This is a genomic window from Chlamydia sp. 16-02 (assembly GCF_042235055.1).
Lineage (GTDB): Bacteria > Chlamydiota > Chlamydiia > Chlamydiales > Chlamydiaceae > Chlamydia.
This window is the reverse complement of record NZ_CP114172.1, coordinates 1,192,031-1,210,946: the sequence shown is the minus strand read 5'-3', so window position 1 is coordinate 1,210,946 and position 18,916 is coordinate 1,192,031. Positions and strand designations below refer to the sequence as shown.

Sequence of the window (18,916 nt, the reverse complement as noted above, 5' to 3'; positions counted from 1 at the left end):
CTACTTCGCACTCAATATTTAAAAGTGAAAAATATAGTTATGTTTATTGATAGATATCCAAATAATTGGAACTTCTCAATTCGAACAAGAAATTCTTGTTCTTTATTACGCTCCGGTTTTGTTCGTACATATTTAGGCGTTCAACCTATTAATAGAGAATGGAATATCTCAACAAGAGACGGCATTTTCTCCAAAGCAAATATGCTGGAAATAAAAAAAGCCACTCCTATTTTAGGAACAATCATGGGTCTGGGTAGGCTATATAGCGTTTGGTCTACAAAAGATAATACCACAAGTAAAATACAGTTACTCTTACATACCCTAACGGGTGTTATCGAAACCCTAGGCTTGGGCATTATCCTTTTAATCGCAAAAATTATCCGTCTAGCAATTAAAATGCTATGCGAAAAAATCGGTCCATGTTGCTGCTGCAGCCGTTATCAAAATCTGGAAATTATCTCCACATCTTCTCAAGATTCAACAAACATTGAAGATTTCAGATCTACAGATTTAAACGCAATGGACTTAGCCAACTTTAATCCAGAACAAGCTGCAAATTTATTCTCTACTACTGTTCACGGAGATCCTTCTAAAGGAGAAAAAGTTACAGTATCTCTAACAATAGATCCTCAAGCAATGGAGCAGATGATAAATACAACAACGCAGTTATTATCCGATATCGTGAATATTGATGAGGATGATGAAGAAGGTATAATGAGAGGTATTTCTCAATTTCAAAACATTCTAGGTACAGGTCGCATACACAACCAAGTGCATACAATGACCTCTTCTTTAAGAGAATTATCCACTACAACTACAGAAGAGGAAAACTCTTAAAGAAAATCTTAACAGTCTTTTAGATAGCACCTTTAATGATTCTATAAGAAAACTGAACCTCTTCTCCTGTATTACCCTCTTATAAACTACAAAATATAAGAGAAGAGACTTTTCTTCGCGTCCACAGGAAACTCAAATCTATCTTTTTTTACTTCCCGATAAAATCAATAGGCAAGAAATAGCGCAAAATGCCAATGCTGATGCCATGGGAATCGTAATGAACCCAAAGATAAATAATTTTGTTGAGCAAGAAACTCTGCCACAAATATCTATTGTCATTCCAGAAATCTCCTGAAGACAAATCTGATAAACGGCAGTTATCATGCCTATAATAGATAAAGGTAAGGCGTAAATCTTTATCGTATTATCTTCACGATATGTAGCAATTCCCAAAATAATCGATAAAGGAAATAAGCAAATTCTTTGATAATAACATAAAACACAGGGCTCTATGTTTAACAGATAACTGTAATAAACACTCATTACTGTCCCTGTACAACAAATCAACCAAGCAAAATATAAAGCATAATTACGAATGAATCTAATCATCGTTTTCCTCTGTAGCCTGTAAATGGCGGATTTGTCGAATGACACGTTCTAGCTCATCAAATGTGGGATCCTCAATCAGATAGTCTCCAACTACAGCTGTTGGTGTTGCTAACTGCCCCCCAAGAACCTGAGAGCCATAAATATTGTTCTTCTTAATTTGCTCTTCATATTGCTGAGAATCCACACACTGTATTAATCCCTTAGGATTGATACTGCGACCTGAATGCGTTTTCAAATTCTCAGTAAGCTTAGTTAATACTTCAGGAGTTGCCCAACGTTTCCCCTCTTCCTTAGGATAAGTAAGTAACCTATGAAAATACTCAATATAAGCCTCTATATCAGGCTGACGTGGATCATGATGGTAAACACAAAGTAATGCTTGAGCAGCCGGCATCGATCCTCGAATAAAACATACAGGAATTAACGTAAATGACACCTCACCGGTATCAATGTAGTTTTTCTTTAATAGGGGGAAAACCTCAGTGCTGAACTCCGCACATGCGGAACACGAAGGTTCTTCAAACACTGTAATGTTAATCGGTGCATAAGGATTGCCAAGAGTTGGAAAATGCTTAGCATTCGTAGGGATATGAGCTTTAGGAGGCAATATCGTCTGCTTTTTATAAATCATTAATCCAAAGCATAGTATGAAAAAAGCACTGGTAACTATGGCTAATATCTTTTTATTCAATGATCGTTCTCTTCTCTTGTAAGGCTCACACAAAACTAAGAAATAGAATAAAAAAATAAAAATTTAAAACTATTTTTTTACACAAAAAGTCTAGAGCATCCTCTCTTTGTCTTTCATTTATATATTGAAATGATATGAATTTGATAAAAAACCTTTTAGTTTTATTATTCTCATTCTATTTAGAAAGAAAGATCCCAATGTTTTTCTTTTTATGGATAAAGAAACCTTAGCAAATATTTATAAGCACTTCCGTTATCGATTTTTTAAATTAAGTATTCTTCCTGCATTTTTAGGACTACTGCTTATATGCACACCAAATACTTTGAACTATCAAGCACCAAGTGTCATCCTTTCCGATAGAGTTTGTGGAAGCCTGTTAATCATTTTAGCTCTGATATCTTTTTATAGACGTTCTGTACTTTGGTTTGGTGTATTCATAGGTATTTGGGTAACTCTTTTCCCTTGTTTCCCAGAACGTTCCTCTATTGTTTTTGCCAATGATACGCTCATAGGGTTTGCTATCTTTGCGGTTGTTTGTATTCCTCCTACACGACCAGAAGCTTTGGAAGTTGGTCCCACTCTTCCTGAAGGAATGACTTATAATCCATCTTCGGGGGGACGAAGAGCTGCTGTCTTAATATTAAGTTTATTAGCTTGGCTGCAGTCACGCTTTTTAACAGCATCCGCATTAGGAATCTCTAGAACTGCTTTTGAATGTGATTTTCTTGTCTATGCAGCAATGATGACTGCTTATTCGCTACTTGTTGTACTGTCTTTATCTGGAGGAGAACGTCGTTGGCATACACGACCAAAAATAGTATTAGCCACCGCAATCACCTTACTATCTGCTATTATCCTAACCTTTATCCCTATTGTATCAAAACAGATGACCTTAGATTGTTGGATATGCTTATCTCTAACAATACAACCCGCTCTAGCCTTTGTTTTTGCTTATGATGAATTTAGAGCAACATTCACATATCTAGGACAATTTGTTGGGAAAAAACGCGAGCTAATTCGCATATCACTATTTGGATCAGAATACTATAGAGATTCATTGTTTTGGGAAGAACGCACTGTTCTTCCTTTTATAAAAGCGTGTAAGCAAGCTTTCCAAGGGATTTCCTTTCCTATTAATCTTCTAGTCGCTGTTTGCATAGCGATAGGATTTATCAAAGTAAGTGATGAGTTTGCTGTTACAGATAAACTGAGAAATTATATCGATATTTGCTGCTGGTTTATCATCGTATTAGCCATCCTATCTTTCGCTAACAGTCTTCGCCATCTTAGATGGTTATGTGTAATTTTCTCAGCAGCAATTCTACTTTCTCCTGTATTCTTCCATATTCCTCTACACTCTCCTATATTGATTCCAACAATCGCAATAGGAATTGCTCTGATTTTTCTATCTGTAGGAAAAATAACACAGAAAAAATAAACAGCCTTCACTAAGTTAGTACCGAACTAATTCCCGATAAGGTTTCTCTTTGCTCCACATCAGCAGTTTGATCCTCTTCTTCTTCAGCTTCTAGACGATCTCGTTTTTCTTTGTCATACTCACTTGCATAAATATCATCTCGAGCACGATCTATGCCCTCAGCAATAACAGCATCATGAACAGAAGTATGCGGAGAATCCTTATCAGGAATAACCTTTATAGTCTGTAATAAGGTAACATAGGAAAATCTCTGAGGATATTCAGGAAGTAGCACTTGAGATTCAATAAACGCCGCAACCTCTTTTTTCGTAAATTTGCCTCTTTGACTATTACAGTAATTCAAAATTTGCAGATAATTACTCTCTGCTAGTTGTTTGTGTTTACTTAATGCTCCTTTATGATGCTGGAAGGCATACATAATTAAAGGCACGGAAATCAATACTGAAGAAAGAATTCCAGGAAGAATGAAAGGAAGAAATACATCTAAAGCAAAAGAAAATCCCTCTAAAGGATATCCAGCTAAAAGAGATCCTATCAATAACAATACTGTAGAACAAACAAAAACAATCGTAGCGACAACTACAAGAGGTGAACCTTTGCAACGATGAGAATGAATACCGCTATAGAGAGAGAGCTTTTCATTTGAGGAAAGTAGGGTATAGTCTAACTGTGAAGATTGTAAATTAGCAAGCGGTAACGTCATGTTAAAAGACACTCCCGGATATCCTCTACAAGCATATGGACATTACCGGAAGAACGCGTTGAATCATTAAAGAATACAGGAACAAGTCCACGATTTTTAAGTACATAAAATGTATCTCCAAGAAAGGCTACATCACGAAAATCATGAGTAACAAGCACCACAGTTTTATAGTCTTTTCTTGCCAGGCGGAGAATGTATTTATACAATAATTCCTTAGTCGTAATATCTAAAGAAGAAAACGGCTCATCTAAAAGTAATATTGGTTTAGGAGATAAACATTGACAGGCTAAAGATACTCTTTGTTTTTGTCCTTCAGATAATTCATCAGGATAACAATCCAATAAATTACCTATATTAAAGCTCTCTACTACTTCAGCCAACTTCTCAGAAAATATAGAGAAACGTTTGTTCTTTACTCCCAATTCAGAACCGAGATAAATATTTTTCAATACGGTTCTCCACGGAAGTAAAGTTTGCTTTTGCTGCATATAAGCAACATCTGTTTGCTGAATAGGCTGGCCAAGCCACAAGATTTCTCCTTCTGAAGGAGATAAGAAATTAGCAATTAAACGAAATAGGGTAGTCTTCCCTATTCCAGAAACGCCTAGAATAATAGAAATCTTTCCTGGATGCGCAGTAAAAGAAGCTTTTTTAAAAATCAACTTATTCGAATAAGAATAGCTAAGATCTTTGACTTCTAACATGTAGAAACCATGATTTTTGGGAGGAAGACGGCTTGCGGTTACCAAGACTTGAACTTGGGACCTCGACATTATCAGTGTCGCGCTCTAACCAACTGAGCTATAACCGCGAGTTTGGAGACTAGGAGAGTCGAACTCCTGACCTTCTGAATGCAAATCAGACGCTCTACCAGCTAAGCTAAGTCCCCGTTTATTCTTCTCTTATTACTATAGAAAAACAAAAAGTTATCTTAATGACTAAGAGATTTAACCTCAACCAAAGAATTATGAAAAAAATGAATCAATGGCTTAAACAAATTTCTTTGAGGACACTTTTTAAAAGAGAATCCATGTAAAATTTACTTGTTTCACTTTGAAGTTGTAGCCAGCTTGTATTACTTGACGACTCAAGAGGATGAGGAATAAGAATATTGACCCCTAAACAAGGAACATCAAACTCATAACACACCTGAGAAACAGCTCCTCCAGCACTATCAAAACCTTGAATGTCGGAATGAACTTTTTGAAGAGAAAGAAAATAATTCTTAGACATTGTAAACGCCTCTCCAGTAGCTATTAAACCCTCAGTAAGATCGTGTTCTGTGGACGTCATAGGTTTCAAGTAACCGTGCATCTTTAATAAATCTTCTATAGCTTTTTTATGAGCAGCAATAAACTGTCTTCCTCCATTCTTTGCGGCTTCTCTATAGGCTTCGCTTGTGGCGAAAATGCATTGATTGATATCTGGTATTTCGAATCTTTTGAAAAACGGACGAACGTCGGAATCGTAATTAACATAACCATTCGAAATTAAAACATTTCCAAAACGACCAGTTTCCGAACGTGAATAGCATGTGCCAATAATTAAAATAAGCTCTACACGATGCTTTAGAATCATATTACAACTAATCATAGCTGCAGAAACTTTATTAGGCCAGAAAGAAGACATCACCAGATACTTTCCAAAATAGTCTCCAGAATAATATGTCCTTCTTCCTTCCACAGTTTTCTTGCTATTGGCAAACCACGGTATAGGACATTCTGCGTCAGAAGACTCAGAAATTTCAGGAAGGGCGAAAATGATTCCTATACGAGATAAAGGAGCATTCTTTTCATTAAAAATATCAATAGGTTCTGCTTTTAAAGAGATAAAAGGACAACAAAGAATTGAGGCAAAAAAAATGCGAAGAACCATAAAAATTCCATCTATAGAATCTTGGTTCCTTATAGAAAAACGAATTGTTAAAGAGAATGAAAAAGCTAAAAGTGAAGATAGCCCTTTCGACTCTAGAGGTAGCGAAAAACTAGACTCGAAAGAGCAAACCTTCTATGAATCTTTATTCATAACAAAGAGAAATACTCGTTTTTCAAAGTCTAACTTTCTTTTTTAAATCTATAGTTCTTGCTTCGCGCACTTTGGTAATCTTAAATGATTTCGTGAACGTTTCGTATTCTTTATCCAAAGCTTTAGCATCTTTATTTTTATAAACCATGAACACTTGATAGAGAGTATGGTTTACTGAAACTAACATCCCTCTAAAATAGATATCCTCACAAGATATCCAAAATTCTAAAGCTTTATGTCCTTGTACCTCTTTTGCCTGCATGAATAGGACTTGAGACTCTGGTAGAGCCTGTAGCATTCCTGAAAATCCTTCCTGAAGATTTAATTCTGGACGACTGACATCAACTTTCTCAGGATATTCCCATACAGACACAACATATACAGTATTGTCTGATTGTGTTTCTGTAACGTATGTATCATAGCGTATGGTAAGTTCAGATTGAGGTATTTCTATGATCTGACCAGAATGATCTGGATCTCCTGGAAACTCTGCAGAAAATCCACAATTTTTCGTATAGTCGTATCGTTTCCACTTGAGACTATCTTTAATTTGAGAAATGGAGACATCTCGGTCTTTGATCTCTTGATTAGAGAACCAGTTCTTCATCTTAGAGAGGAAACCAGTCTTCGATTCCCCGGCAACTAATGAAGCTGGGCATAAGGCTTGAAGAGACATTAATACGGTTAATATGAACTTACTTAATTTTGAAAGCATAATAAAAATAAAATACGTTTATTAATTTAATAATATAACTTCCTCGACTTTTTATTATAAACAAAACACAAAAAATCAAAATCATCAAAAAACCTTGTGTTTTATAAAATCCATAATGATAATCCTGCTTGTTAAAAAATCTTAGAAATTAAGAGTTATAGCGCATATGGAAGAGCAAGTATTTGCTAGTAAGAAGGTTGGAGTTTTGCCAGCACGGTGGGGTAGCGTCAGATTTACTGGGAAGCCCCTAGCAAACATCCTCGGAAAGTCTTTAATACAAAGAACTTATGAGAACATTAATCAAAGCACAACACTAGATATGGTGGTTGTAGCTACTGATGATCAACGCATTATGGATCATGTCTTAGAATTTGGTGGTCATTGCGTAATGACAAGTCCAGAATGTGCTAATGGAACAGAACGTACAGCAGAAACAGTAGCGCGTTATTTCCCTGAAGCTGAGATTATAGTGAATATCCAAGGAGATGAGCCGTGTTTGCAGCATACCGTTGTTGACGCTCTTGTCAGAAAACTCGAAGAGTTCCCTGAGATTCAAATGGTTACTCCAGTTGCTAAAACTACGGATTCACACGAGATCTTAACAAATCAAAAAGTGAAATGTGTTTTCGATAAAAATGGAAAGGCTTTATATTTCAGCAGAAGCCCTATTCCACACATCTTAAAGAAAGAGACACCGATTTATCTTCATATTGGCGTATATGCATTTAGAAGGAATGCCCTATTCAATTATATTGCATCTTCCCCTACACCGCTAAGCCAAGCTGAAGATCTTGAGCAACTACGTATACTCGAACACGGTGGGTCTATTCACGTATGTGTAGTGGAAGCTAAGAGCCCCTCAGTTGATTATCCAGAAGATATAAATAAGGTGGAAAAATACTTAACATGCCATTCAAGTGCATCTTTTTAACAGGAGGGGTTGTCTCTTCCTTAGGCAAAGGATTAACCGCTGCCTCTTTGGCTCTATTATTGGAGCGTCAAAACCTTAAAGTTGCCATGTTAAAACTGGATCCTTATCTTAACGTTGATCCGGGAACAATGAATCCTTACGAACACGGTGAGGTCTATGTTACCAACGACGGCATAGAGACGGATCTAGATCTTGGTCACTATCATCGATTTTCTTCAGTAAACTTATCTAAATATTCTACAGCGACCTCAGGACAAATCTACGCTCGCGTGATTAAAAGAGAACGCGAAGGGTTCTATCTAGGAAGCACTGTTCAAGTTATCCCTCATATTACTAATGAAATCATTGAAGTAATCCTAGAGTGTGCTAAGGAAAATCAGCCTGACGTATTAATCGTAGAAATCGGTGGTACCGTTGGTGATATAGAATCCCTACCCTTTCTTGAAGCTATTCGACAATTCCGCTATGAGCATGCTGATAGTTGTTTCAGCATTCATATGACCTATGTCCCTTATTTGAGAGCTGCTGGAGAGGTTAAAACAAAACCTACCCAACATTCTGTTCAAAGTTTGCGAGGTATTGGAATTATTCCAGACGCTATTCTCTGTAGATCCGAGACTCCCCTAAGTAGCGAAGTAAAAAAGAAAATTAGTCTGTTTTGTAACGTGCCTAATAACGCAGTTTTTAACGTTATAGATGTTGAACATTCAATCTATGAAATGCCCCTGATGCTCTCTCAGGAAAAGATCTCTACATTTATTACAGAAAAATTAGGGTTATTCACAAAACAAGAAGATCTAAATGATTGGAAAATCTTAATAGAGCGTCTACGTAATCCCCTTCCAAATAAAGTGCGCATAGGTTTAGTGGGTAAATATGTACAACATAAAGACGCCTATAAATCTGTTTTCGAATCAATTACCCACGCTGCATTAAGCTTAAATTATTCTGTGGAAATTCTTCCTTTAGATTCTGATGACCCTTATTTCCTCGAAACCTTAGAACAATGTGATGGTTGCCTAGTTCCTGGAGGTTTTGGAGCTCGTGGATGGGAAGGAAAAATTAAAGCAGCTAAGCTCTGCAGAGAAAGAGGAATTCCTTACTTTGGTATTTGCCTAGGTATGCAAGTTCTTGTTGTGGAATATGCTCGCAATGTTATGCACTTAGAAAAAGCAAATTCGACAGAAATGGATAAAGATACACCTGATCCTATTATCTGTATGATGGATGGACAAGCATCGCTAGTCGCTACAGGGGGGACAATGCGCCTTGGAGCTTATCCTTGCACATTATCTCCAGGGACCAAGGTATACGAGGCGTACGGAAAATCAGAAATTATGGAACGTCATCGCCATCGTTACGAATTGAATTTTAACTATGTGCAGCAATTAAAAAACTGCGGTCTGAATATTGTAGGTATATGTCCACAACAAGGACTTTGTGAAATCGTAGAAATTGAAGATCATCCATGGATGGTCGGCGTGCAATTCCATCCAGAATTTCTGTCGAAATTGATAGCTCCTCATCCACTATTTGTAGGTTTTATTCAGGCAGCAATTCTATATTCCAGGAATAAAAGCTATGTCTAATCCTCAAACAACAAAAATCTTCCTGGGCATAGACTATGGACAGAGGCGTATAGGCCTTGCTTATGCAGCCTCTCCTTTACTCATCAGCTTGCCTATAGGATTTATAGAAGCAGGAAAAACACTAGAAGCAACAGCAAAAATTCTCGCTAAAGTTATTCAAGAACGCAATGTCTCTTGCGTAATTTTAGGGAATCCTATTCCTATGCAAAAAGGTCAAAAATCTGTTCTACAAGAAGAAATCATCAAACTTTCTTCTTTAATTCATGAATCTTGCTCTGTTGAAGTTATCCTTTGGGATGAAAGACTTTCATCAGCACAAGCAGAGCGTATGCTAAAAGGTGATTGCGGATTAAATAGGAAACAAAGAAAAGGGAAAGCTGATAGTATTGCCGCGACTCTGATCCTCACAAGTTTTTTAGAAAGTTCACCTCAAATATCCTCCTAACCATCCCCTCACTACAGCACTCATTGATCATATTGATAATTCCTTAAGAATTAAGAATTAAAATCTATTTAGATAATTAATTAAACAGCTTATGTATATAAATTATTTCAATTGGATAATGAATAAATTACTTTGAACAAAAAACTAAAAAATCTTAACCTCCTAGCTTTGAAAATCTCAGTCCCACCTATAATCTAAAAGATTTTCAAAGTTGCCAATCTGACACGACCTGATAAATTATTGTGTCTCTTCTTTAAAAAAATACAATAAGGATGTTTGCCTTTTATATGATGTACACATGGTGGCTGTTTGCTGTTGTCTTCGCGTCTTCAATTTTAGGAGGCTGTTTTCCAACAGCTTTGAGATCGTCAAAAACTCTCACAATTGCCATTCATGATGATCCCGCATCTTTGTCTCCAGAACAAGCAAAACGCGCCTTAGATCTTTCTATCTCAAAACTCATTTTTGAAGGGCTCACAAGAGAGAATCCTTATAAAAACGATCATGTGGAATTTGCGCTAGCAAGCCATTATACAGTATCAGCTGACGAGAAAACCTATACATTTTTCATAAAACATGATGCGTTATGGAGTAATGGTACTCCAATTAGATCTCAGGATATTGCTAGAGCCTGGGAGCACGCAAAAACATTTTCTCCTCATCATCAAGCTTTTGAGGGAATTAATTTTAAAATCTGTTCACCATCCAGTATCACTTTAACCCTAGACTCCCCAAATCCTAAGCTATTACAATTATTAGCATTTCCAGCATTTTCTGTTTTTAATCCTGAAGATTTAAATATATCCAGTGGACCTTTTCACTTAATAACTCATAATCCTGGTCACTGCCTGTTATTAGAAAAAAATCCGCACTATTATGATAGAGAGAAAGTCAATATATCCTGTGTTAGTCTACTAGTTATTCCAGACTTATATACTGGGGCACTTTTACTAAATCGAGGTAAAATTCATTGGTTAGGACAACCCTGGCATCAAGGACTAACTAAAGAACTAAAAGAAACTACACCCTACCACTATACTAGTTATCCTGTAGAGGGAGCTTTCTGGCTTATACTCAACACAAAAGATCCTGTCCTATCTCAAATCCATAACCGCTATAGATTAGCAGCAGCTATTAATAGAGAAGAAATTATCGATTATGCTCTGCAAGGAAACCAAGAGCCAGCCTATACATTATCAAGAAATACTGCTCCCTACTATCAATATAAAAAACAAAAACTCATTACTCCTACAGAAAAGCTGACCCTGACATATCCTTCAAACATTTTAAGATGCCAACGCATTGCAGAAATTCTTAAAGAACAATGCAAATCTGTAGGTCTTGATCTATTTTTGGAGGGGTTAGAGTACCATGTTTTCCTAAGCAAAAGACAGATGTGTGATTTTACAATCGCTACAGCAACAGGAGTAGCTTACTATCCCAACGCCTCACTCCTTCCTCAAGCTGAAAGGCTTATGAAAAATTTGGAAATCGTTCCTATCTACCACATGAGCTATGATTATATTACACTATCTCCAATAGAAAAAATCCTTCACAACGCCTCTGGAGCCGTTGATCTTAAATACGCACGTTTGCCTTAAAACTTGTTAATAGGATGAAGGAGAAATAAAAATCTTGGTTTTATAGATCCAAGATTGGAAATTATTTTTTTAATCAGTAATCTAACCTTAATCTACTATTCAACTTCAGGACAACCTCATGACGAATAGATTCAGAAAATACTATGCTATTTATTTCCTATCTCTTGTTAGTGTGTTTCTAATTAGCTGTCATGAACAAGCTCCCCAAGATACGGCGAAGTGCTTAAGAATCGGCATAGCATATGACCCCCTTTCATTGGATCCTAGATGTACCTATTTAAAAAAAGATATCTCATTAGCGAAAGCTCTTTATGAAGGTTTAACTCGAGAACGCATTTCCAATGATCTTGTGATCTTGGGAATAGCTAAAGATTATAAAGTGTCTCATGAAGGCACTGTGTATACATTTAATCTGAAAAATACAAAATGGAGTAATGGAGATCCTGTAACAGCTTACGATTTTGAAAAATCAATCAAACAAATTCATACAAAAAATCTTCCCATATCCTATCACAACCTTCTCTATATTATCAAAAACTCCAAAGCGATTATGGAAGAGCAATTGCCCATAGAACAACTAGGAATTAAAGCCCTAGATTCGAATACACTAGAAATCACTTTGGAGCATCCCTCATCAAATTTTATAGAGATTGTTTCCCATCCGTTATTTTTCCCTGTCCACAGATCTCTTAGGGAATATTATAAAAATCCAAAAATCAAGCCTGTCTATATCTCTAATGGACCTTTTACATTAGATGAGTTTCAACCACAAAAACATCTGATAATGCGAAAAAACACTCACTATTATGATATTGATAAGGTGAAAATCGATACTCTAATCTTTAAAGTCATGTCCGATTCGCATACAGCAGCCAAATTCTTCAAAAATAATCTCCTTGATATTCTTGGAAATCCTTGGATATCTAAAATCCCTCAAGAGATGTTAAATAATACTCCCACGGAGATAAAACATATATATCCCGTATGCTCAACTTCTATACTTATCTATAATCTAGACATGCCTGTGCTGCAAAATAAAGCCTTAAGAAAAGCTCTCGCCTATTCCATTGATAAAGAATCTCTAATCCCTCTACTCAATTCAGCAAGAATTGCCAATTCCTTTCTACCACCAGAACTATCTGAAATTCATGATCGAGACGTGCTTAAAAAAGAGCAACGAGAGAAAAAAGCCCAGGAATACTTCCAAGAAGCAAAAACTACTCTATCAGAAAAAGAAATCTCCGAACTTTCCCTTATTTATCCTCAAGAATCTGGAATTTTTTCTCTTATAGTTCAAGAACTTCAACAACAATTCAAAAATGTTCTCGGTATTCATATACCTATTCAAGGTATCGAATACTTCTGCTTCTTAGAAAAAAGAAGTAAAGGCGATTTTTATTTATCCATGGGGGGATGGATTGCAGAATACCTCAATGCTAGAAATTTCCTCACAATACTTGGAAATCCAGAAAACAAAGAAACAAGTCATCAATTAGGGAAATGGAATAATAAACAATTTGATGAGATCTTAGGCAAATACCATACCCAAGCATTTACAAGAGAAGATCAAATATTAGCAGAAAAACTTATTGAAGAAGATATTCCCGTATTTCCCCTATACCACTTTAACTATATTTATATTACACAACCACGAGTAAATAATCTCTACGCTTCTCCTTTAGGACATGTAGACCTTAAAGAAGTGGAGCTTCTCCCCGCCATGTAATGTAAATTACATCAAAATATTTCTTAGAAATGAAAAAGTGTACAAATCAAACATATAGCTTTAAAATGTCTAATGAACCCATTGATTCAGCGACTCTAATTACATAATTGAGTAAAATGAAACCGGGATCAAAAACTTCGAATAAGCATGCGAAATGCTTCTTAACCATATGACAAGAAAACTGCATAAGCTTCTAACACTTACTCTATCAGCCCTCCTTTTTTTAGGAACTTTTCCGTTATGCACAAGTTGTCACGCAAATATTTCTAAAAATCAAAATTCTTTAAAAATAGCGATTAGCCATGATCCCATGTCTCTAGATCCGAGAAGTGCTTGCTTAAGTAAAGACATTTCAATAGCTCAAGCACTTTATGAAGGTCTTGTAAGAGAACGTCCAGGGAACCCCGAACTTGCTTTAACAAAATGCTATACAATATCTGATGATCAGACTGTCTATACTTTTTACCTTAAAGATGCCTTATGGAGTAATGGGGACCCTGTAACAGCTTACGATTTTGAAGAATCAATCAAACAAATTCATAAACTTGAAGTCACCTTATCTTCTAATTTCCTTCCTCGGGTGATTAAAAATTCCCAAGAAGTAATAAGTAAGAAACTACCTATTGATACTTTAGGTATTCGAGCATTAGATAAATCAAAATTAGAAATCACTCTAGAAAAGCCTGTCCCCCACTTCTTAGAACTTCTTGCTTATCCTATTTTCTTTCCAGTACACAAATCCTTAAGAAATTTTTATTCCTCCGGAGGAATGAAACTTCCTAATATCTCTAATGGACCTTTTGTCATTCAAGATTACCAACCACAAAACCAATTAATTATTAAAAAGAATCCGTTATATCACGATAAATGTTCGGTTCATCTTGATACCATTATATTTCAGATTGTTCCTGATACACATACAGCAATGCAACTTCTACAAAAAAATCTTATTGATTGGGTAGGCTCTCCATGGAGTTCTCCTATTTCTAAGGAAGATCAGCATCATATTCCTAAGGATAAGCTTCATAATTATCCAGTACTTGGAACAACAGCACTAATATGCAATTTAAAAAATAGCCCTATAAATAATATAGCGCTGAGAAAAGCTCTAGCTTTTGCTATTGATAAAACAACTTTGCTACAGTTTATTAGCCATGGGAAGGTTGCTGAGCATTTTTTACCCCCAGAATTATCAAAAATCTCCAAACGGTCTTATCTATCGCAAGAAGCACGCCAGGAATATGCTCGGGAATGTTTTAAAGAAGCACAAAAAGAGCTATCTCAAAAATATATCTCAGAATTATCTATTATCTATCCTTTAGAGTCCGCTTGTTTAAATGCCGTTGTTCAAAAAATACAACAACAAATCAAAAATGTCTTAGGGATCCATATTACAATCCAAGGCATGGAATATCATTGTTTTTTAGATAAAAGACGACGTGGAGATTTTACTCTAGCTACAGGACGATGGGTGGCAGATTATCCAAGGCCTACATCCTTTTTGGCAATTCTTGGAAACTTTAAAAGTGATGAACCTACAAAATCTCTAACAAAATGGGAAAACGAAAAATATAACCATATTCTCGACTCCCTTCTTTCTCCAGGAGAAAATTCTCTAGATCAAATTCTAGCTGAAGAACTTATTGAAGACGAGCTCCCTATTATTCCTCTATATCATTTCGAATACACTTATGCAGCCAATCCTAAAATTCAAAATTCCTATACCTCATTATTGGGGCATATTGATTTGAAGGAAACAGAACTTTCAAAATAATATTCACTGTTTAAAGCCTCTAAAAACTTCTCCAGACTTTAACCTAAGTCAAACAAAATATTGACTTAACTTGAAAAAAAATGCCTTAAAAGCGACTCTCCACACGAATCAATGAATTATTTTATATTGAAGCTACGATAAATCAGAGATATAATATTTTAGTTTGGTCAAGATTCTAAATCAGGAATCCTTGCCAACTTATCAAAGACATTAAGGGTGTAGATAATGTTCCGTTATATAAAGAAGCGCCTAATATTTAACTTGCTTTCTTTATGGATCATCCTAACCTTAACTTTCCTTGTAATGAAAACTATTCCCGGCGACCCATTTAATGATGAAAGTAGCAATACTTTGTCGCAAGAAACTTTGCAAATTCTTAAGTCGCGCTATGGATTAAATAAACCCCTGTACCAACAATACATTCATTATTTAAAATCTTTAGTAACTTTAGATTTCGGGAATTCTCTTGTTTACAAGGACCGCAGCGTAACAAGTATTATCTCTACAGCATTTCCCGCATCAGCTATACTCGGACTTGAAAGCCTTATTCTTTCTATCTCTGGAGGAATCTCGTTAGGAACCCTAGCAGCATTAAGAAAGAAAAAACAAGGACGCTATATCCTGCTCTCCTCTATCTTACAAATTTCTATTCCTGCATTTGTCCTGGCAACTATGCTACAATATATTTTTGCAGTGAAAATACCTATTTTCCCCATAGCCTGTTGGGGGAATTTTTCTCATACAATTTTGCCATCTCTAGCTTTAGCAATCACACCTATGGCATTCATAACTCAACTAACTTTTTCTTCGGTATCTTCAGTCTTAAATAAAGATTACGTACTACTTGCCTATGCTAAAGGGTTATCACCAATAAAAGTTGTACTTAGACATATTCTCCCCTACGCGGTATTTCCTACTATTTCCTATGCCGCATTTCTTGTAACTACGGTCATGACAGGAACATTCGCCATAGAAAATATCTTCTGTATTCCAGGTTTAGGGAAATGGTTTGTCTGTAGTATTAAACAACGCGACTATCCAGTGACTCTAGGATTATCTGTATTTTATGGGGCGTTCTTTATGTTAGCCTCACTACTATCAGATCTCATACAGGCGATGATAGATCCTCAGCTTCGCTACTCTTATAAAGAAGTTAAACCAGAGACAAACTTTTCCCAAGAAAGCGAACATCTCTAACGAAATCCATAGAACTTAGGTGACGAATAAACAAAACTAAAAGAAACAAATAAGGCGATCGAAAAACTTCATGGATATTCCTTTAAAATTTTCTCAACCCACTCTTTGGCAACGTATGAAAGGAAATACCATGTTTATGGCAGGAATCTCCATACTTGGGACTTTAATCCTCGGTGCCATTCTTCTTCCATGGATTTATCCTAATTACGAACAAACTTCTTTAGAACATACTTTAGCCCAACCAGGGAAAATGTTTCCTTTTGGAACAGATTCTCTAGGACGTTGTATGTTGGCTAGAACTATTCAAGGTATTCGCTTATCATTACTGATTGCTGTAACTGCAACTCTCATAGATGTCTTAGTGGGGCTTCTTTGGTCTACGGTAGCCCTATCTTCGGGCAAAAAAGTTGCCTTTCTAATGATGCGTATTACAGAAATTTTATTTTCAATTCCTAGAATTCCTGTAATTATTCTTCTTCTTGTGATTTTTGATCACGGGATTCTTCCCTTAATTCTCGCTATGACACTTACAGGATGGATACCCATAGCACGAATTATCTATGGACAATTCTTATTATTAGAAAATAAAGAGTTTGTACTTTCTGCAAAGACCATGAACGCGTCTACATTTCATATTCTGAGGAAGCATCTTCTACCCAATACACTTACTCCGATTATCTCTACGCTCATTTTTACTATTCCTGGAGCAATATATACAGAAGCCTTTATTAGCTTTTTAGGCTTAGGAATCCAACCTCCTCAAGCTAGCTTAGGAACATTAGTAAAAGAAGGTATTAATGCTATTGATTACTACCCCTGGCTGTTTTTCATTCCATCATTTTTCATGATTACACTCTCAATAAGCTTTAACCTAATCGGAGAAGGAGCGAAAGCTCTATTCATAGAGGAAAACTCTCATGCCTAACACGCTACTCAACATACAAAACCTTACGATAGCATCCAATAATCCACGTAGATTGCTAATAGACAATCTTAGTCTTACTATCAAAAAACAACATAGCTTAGCTTTAGTAGGAGAGAACGGCTCTGGGAAAACAACAATTACTAAGGCAATTCTTGGTTTCCTTCCAGACAATTGTGAAATTGTAGAAGGGAATATCTTCTTTGAAGATCAGAATCTAAAAACAATGTCGTATAAAAATTTCCAAAAAATTCGAGGGAGGAAAATAGCTACGGTATTACAAAATGCCATGGGATCCCTCACACCATCTATGCGTATAGGGGCGCAAATTGTAGAAACCTTACGACAACATAATCCTATAACGAAAAAAGAAGCTTATTCAAAAGCTATAGAACTATTAAGAAGTGTACGCATACCTAATCCAGAACGTTGTTTTCATCTCTATCCTTTTGAATTAAGTGGTGGTATGCGTCAACGCACAGTAATCGCTATATCTTTAGCTAGCTCTCCAGAACTTATTCTTGCTGACGAACCTACAACAGCTCTTGATTCTGTATCACAAGCTCAAGTATTGCGTATATTGCGTAAGGTTCATAAAGAGAATAACACAGCGATGTTGCTAGTCACCCACAATCTAGCACTAGTAACAGAACTCTGTGACGATATTGCGATTATTAAAGATGGCCAACTTATAGAAACTGGAAGTGTGAAAGAGATTTTTTCTTCTCCACAACATTCCTATACAAAACGTCTTCTCAAAGCTGTATCGAAAATTCCTCTCACAGCCTCTTCCTCGCCTATTTTAAAAGCGAAGCTTGCAAATTTAAGAAATACAGATACCTTACAGACAATCCATGACTAATTTAGTAACTATAAATAATCTCTCCATTGCGATTAGGAAACAAGTTATTCTTAACGACATCAATCTCCAATTAAAAAAGGGAGAGTGTCTGACAATTGTTGGCGCCAGTGGATCAGGGAAGTCTTCATTAGCTCTGGCTATTTTAGGATTAATGCACCCCAATCAAGGTACTATCACCTTTCATGTTGATCCTAAAACACCAAAAGCAAAAACAGTACAAATTGTTTGGCAAGATGTGCACTCAAGTTTAAATCCTACAATGAGTATCGAAGATCTCATTTTAGAACCTCTGCATATCATAGGAACGTACTCTAAAGAAAAACAGAAAGAAAAAATCCAACGTGTTTTACAACTCGTTAATCTACCGCTATCTGTACTGCGCTTAAAACCTCATAAACTGAGCGGGGGTCAAAAACAACGTGTAGCGATTGCAAAAGCTTTAGTATGTGAACCCGATCTCCTTATTTGTGACGAACCAATATCTGCTCTAGACACCCTGAATCAATCACTCATATTAGAACTTTTTCAAACAATAAAGCAGCAATGCGAAAGTACGCTACTCTTCATCACACATGATATGTCGGCAGCTTACTATATTGCAGATACTATTGCTGTTATGGATAAAGGATCCCTTATAGAATATGGCCCTAGAGATAAAATTTTCTTAAACCCCAAACATGAAAAGACCCAAGAGCTTCTTGATGCCATTCCGATATTTTCTCTAGAAGATACCGAATGCAGCTCATCTTATACATCTCAAGAGAAAGCACTTGTTTAAATTAAACAAAAAAAATTAGACGGGACCTGAATATCTAAAGTTCTTTGTAGTATGTGAAGAGTTATGTATACTGCGATGCATACTCATCTTACGATTTGTCTTAAATTACATGATTGTGAAACAACAATTACAA

At 36.1% G+C, this 18,916-nt stretch carries 18 protein-coding genes and 2 tRNA genes; 12 read left to right on the top strand and 8 right to left on the bottom strand.

Annotation, left to right across the window (positions count from 1 at the left end):
• Positions 1-39 precede the first annotated feature (39 nt).
• On the top strand, positions 40-837 hold the full coding sequence (locus O1W70_RS05260) for a hypothetical protein (protein WP_213241051.1): 798 nt from the start codon (positions 40-42) through the stop codon (positions 835-837).
• A gap of 138 nt (positions 838-975) precedes the next feature.
• Here O1W70_RS05260 and O1W70_RS05255 read toward each other — a convergent pair whose 3' ends face one another.
• Positions 976-1,386 (bottom strand): disulfide bond formation protein B, encoded by a 411-nt coding sequence (locus tag O1W70_RS05255; protein ID WP_332381474.1) that lies wholly within the window; start codon positions 1,384-1,386, stop codon positions 976-978.
• On the bottom strand, positions 1,379-2,017 hold the full coding sequence (locus O1W70_RS05250) for a DsbA family protein (protein ID WP_332381678.1): 639 nt from the start codon (positions 2,015-2,017) through the stop codon (positions 1,379-1,381). The genes O1W70_RS05255 and O1W70_RS05250 overlap by 8 nt, the downstream gene beginning before the upstream one ends.
• A 271-nt stretch (positions 2,018-2,288) precedes the next feature.
• On the opposite strand from O1W70_RS05250, the gene O1W70_RS05245 reads away from it, so the two are divergent.
• Complete coding sequence (locus O1W70_RS05245; RefSeq protein ID WP_332381475.1) at positions 2,289-3,515, top strand: hypothetical protein; 1,227 nt, start codon at positions 2,289-2,291, stop codon at positions 3,513-3,515.
• A gap of 10 nt (positions 3,516-3,525) precedes the next feature.
• Here O1W70_RS05245 and O1W70_RS05240 read toward each other — a convergent pair whose 3' ends face one another.
• The 6 genes from O1W70_RS05240 to O1W70_RS05215 form a co-directional block, all read right to left on the bottom strand.
• Positions 3,526-4,230 (bottom strand): hypothetical protein, encoded by a 705-nt coding sequence (locus O1W70_RS05240; RefSeq protein WP_332381476.1) that lies wholly within the window; start codon positions 4,228-4,230, stop codon positions 3,526-3,528.
• Positions 4,215-4,922 carry an ABC transporter ATP-binding protein gene (locus O1W70_RS05235; protein WP_332381477.1) on the bottom strand — a complete coding sequence of 236 codons (708 nt, stop codon included), beginning with the start codon at positions 4,920-4,922 and terminating at the stop codon, positions 4,215-4,217. The genes O1W70_RS05240 and O1W70_RS05235 overlap by 16 nt, the downstream gene beginning before the upstream one ends.
• A gap of 33 nt (positions 4,923-4,955) precedes the next feature.
• A tRNA-Ile gene (locus O1W70_RS05230) sits at positions 4,956-5,029 on the bottom strand.
• Between the two features lie 5 nt (positions 5,030-5,034).
• A tRNA-Ala gene (locus O1W70_RS05225) sits at positions 5,035-5,107 on the bottom strand.
• 92 nt (positions 5,108-5,199) lie between these two features.
• Positions 5,200-6,093 carry a 5'-methylthioadenosine nucleosidase gene (locus tag O1W70_RS05220; protein WP_332381478.1) on the bottom strand — a complete coding sequence of 298 codons (894 nt, stop codon included), beginning with the start codon at positions 6,091-6,093 and terminating at the stop codon, positions 5,200-5,202.
• A 172-nt stretch (positions 6,094-6,265) separates the two neighbouring features.
• Positions 6,266-6,958 carry a hypothetical protein gene (locus tag O1W70_RS05215; protein ID WP_332381479.1) on the bottom strand — a complete coding sequence of 231 codons (693 nt, stop codon included), beginning with the start codon at positions 6,956-6,958 and terminating at the stop codon, positions 6,266-6,268.
• Positions 6,959-7,124: 166 nt separating this feature from the next.
• Between O1W70_RS05215 and kdsB the strand changes: the two genes are divergently transcribed.
• The 10 genes from kdsB (at position 7,125) to O1W70_RS05165 (ending at position 18,783) form a co-directional block, all read left to right on the top strand.
• Positions 7,125-7,889: a 3-deoxy-manno-octulosonate cytidylyltransferase gene (kdsB, locus tag O1W70_RS05210; RefSeq protein ID WP_332381480.1), complete on the top strand. Its 765-nt coding sequence runs from the start codon at positions 7,125-7,127 to the stop codon at positions 7,887-7,889.
• Positions 7,865-9,478, top strand: coding sequence for a CTP synthase (locus tag O1W70_RS05205; RefSeq protein WP_332381481.1), 1,614 nt, complete (start codon positions 7,865-7,867; stop codon positions 9,476-9,478). Before kdsB ends, O1W70_RS05205 begins: the two co-directional genes overlap by 25 nt.
• Positions 9,471-9,923 carry a Holliday junction resolvase RuvX gene (ruvX, locus tag O1W70_RS05200; protein WP_332381482.1) on the top strand — a complete coding sequence of 151 codons (453 nt, stop codon included), beginning with the start codon at positions 9,471-9,473 and terminating at the stop codon, positions 9,921-9,923. The genes O1W70_RS05205 and ruvX overlap by 8 nt, the downstream gene beginning before the upstream one ends.
• 287 nt (positions 9,924-10,210) lie before the next feature.
• Positions 10,211-11,524 (top strand): ABC transporter substrate-binding protein, encoded by a 1,314-nt coding sequence (locus O1W70_RS05195; protein WP_332381483.1) that lies wholly within the window; start codon positions 10,211-10,213, stop codon positions 11,522-11,524.
• 118 nt (positions 11,525-11,642) lie between these two features.
• Positions 11,643-13,250 (top strand): peptide ABC transporter substrate-binding protein, encoded by a 1,608-nt coding sequence (locus O1W70_RS05190; RefSeq protein ID WP_332381484.1) that lies wholly within the window; start codon positions 11,643-11,645, stop codon positions 13,248-13,250.
• A 181-nt stretch (positions 13,251-13,431) separates the two neighbouring features.
• Complete coding sequence (locus O1W70_RS05185; protein WP_375797327.1) at positions 13,432-15,024, top strand: peptide ABC transporter substrate-binding protein; 1,593 nt, start codon at positions 13,432-13,434, stop codon at positions 15,022-15,024.
• 225 nt (positions 15,025-15,249) lie between these two features.
• Positions 15,250-16,221 carry an ABC transporter permease gene (locus tag O1W70_RS05180; protein ID WP_332381485.1) on the top strand — a complete coding sequence of 324 codons (972 nt, stop codon included), beginning with the start codon at positions 15,250-15,252 and terminating at the stop codon, positions 16,219-16,221.
• Between the two features lie 70 nt (positions 16,222-16,291).
• A complete protein-coding gene (locus O1W70_RS05175; protein WP_375797224.1) occupies positions 16,292-17,146 on the top strand; it encodes an ABC transporter permease in 855 nt (284 codons plus the stop codon).
• On the top strand, positions 17,139-18,005 hold the full coding sequence (locus O1W70_RS05170) for an ABC transporter ATP-binding protein (protein WP_332381486.1): 867 nt from the start codon (positions 17,139-17,141) through the stop codon (positions 18,003-18,005). The genes O1W70_RS05175 and O1W70_RS05170 overlap by 8 nt, the downstream gene beginning before the upstream one ends.
• Positions 17,998-18,783, top strand: coding sequence for an ABC transporter ATP-binding protein (locus tag O1W70_RS05165; protein ID WP_332381487.1), 786 nt, complete (start codon positions 17,998-18,000; stop codon positions 18,781-18,783). Before O1W70_RS05170 ends, O1W70_RS05165 begins: the two co-directional genes overlap by 8 nt.
• Positions 18,784-18,916 lie beyond the last annotated feature (133 nt).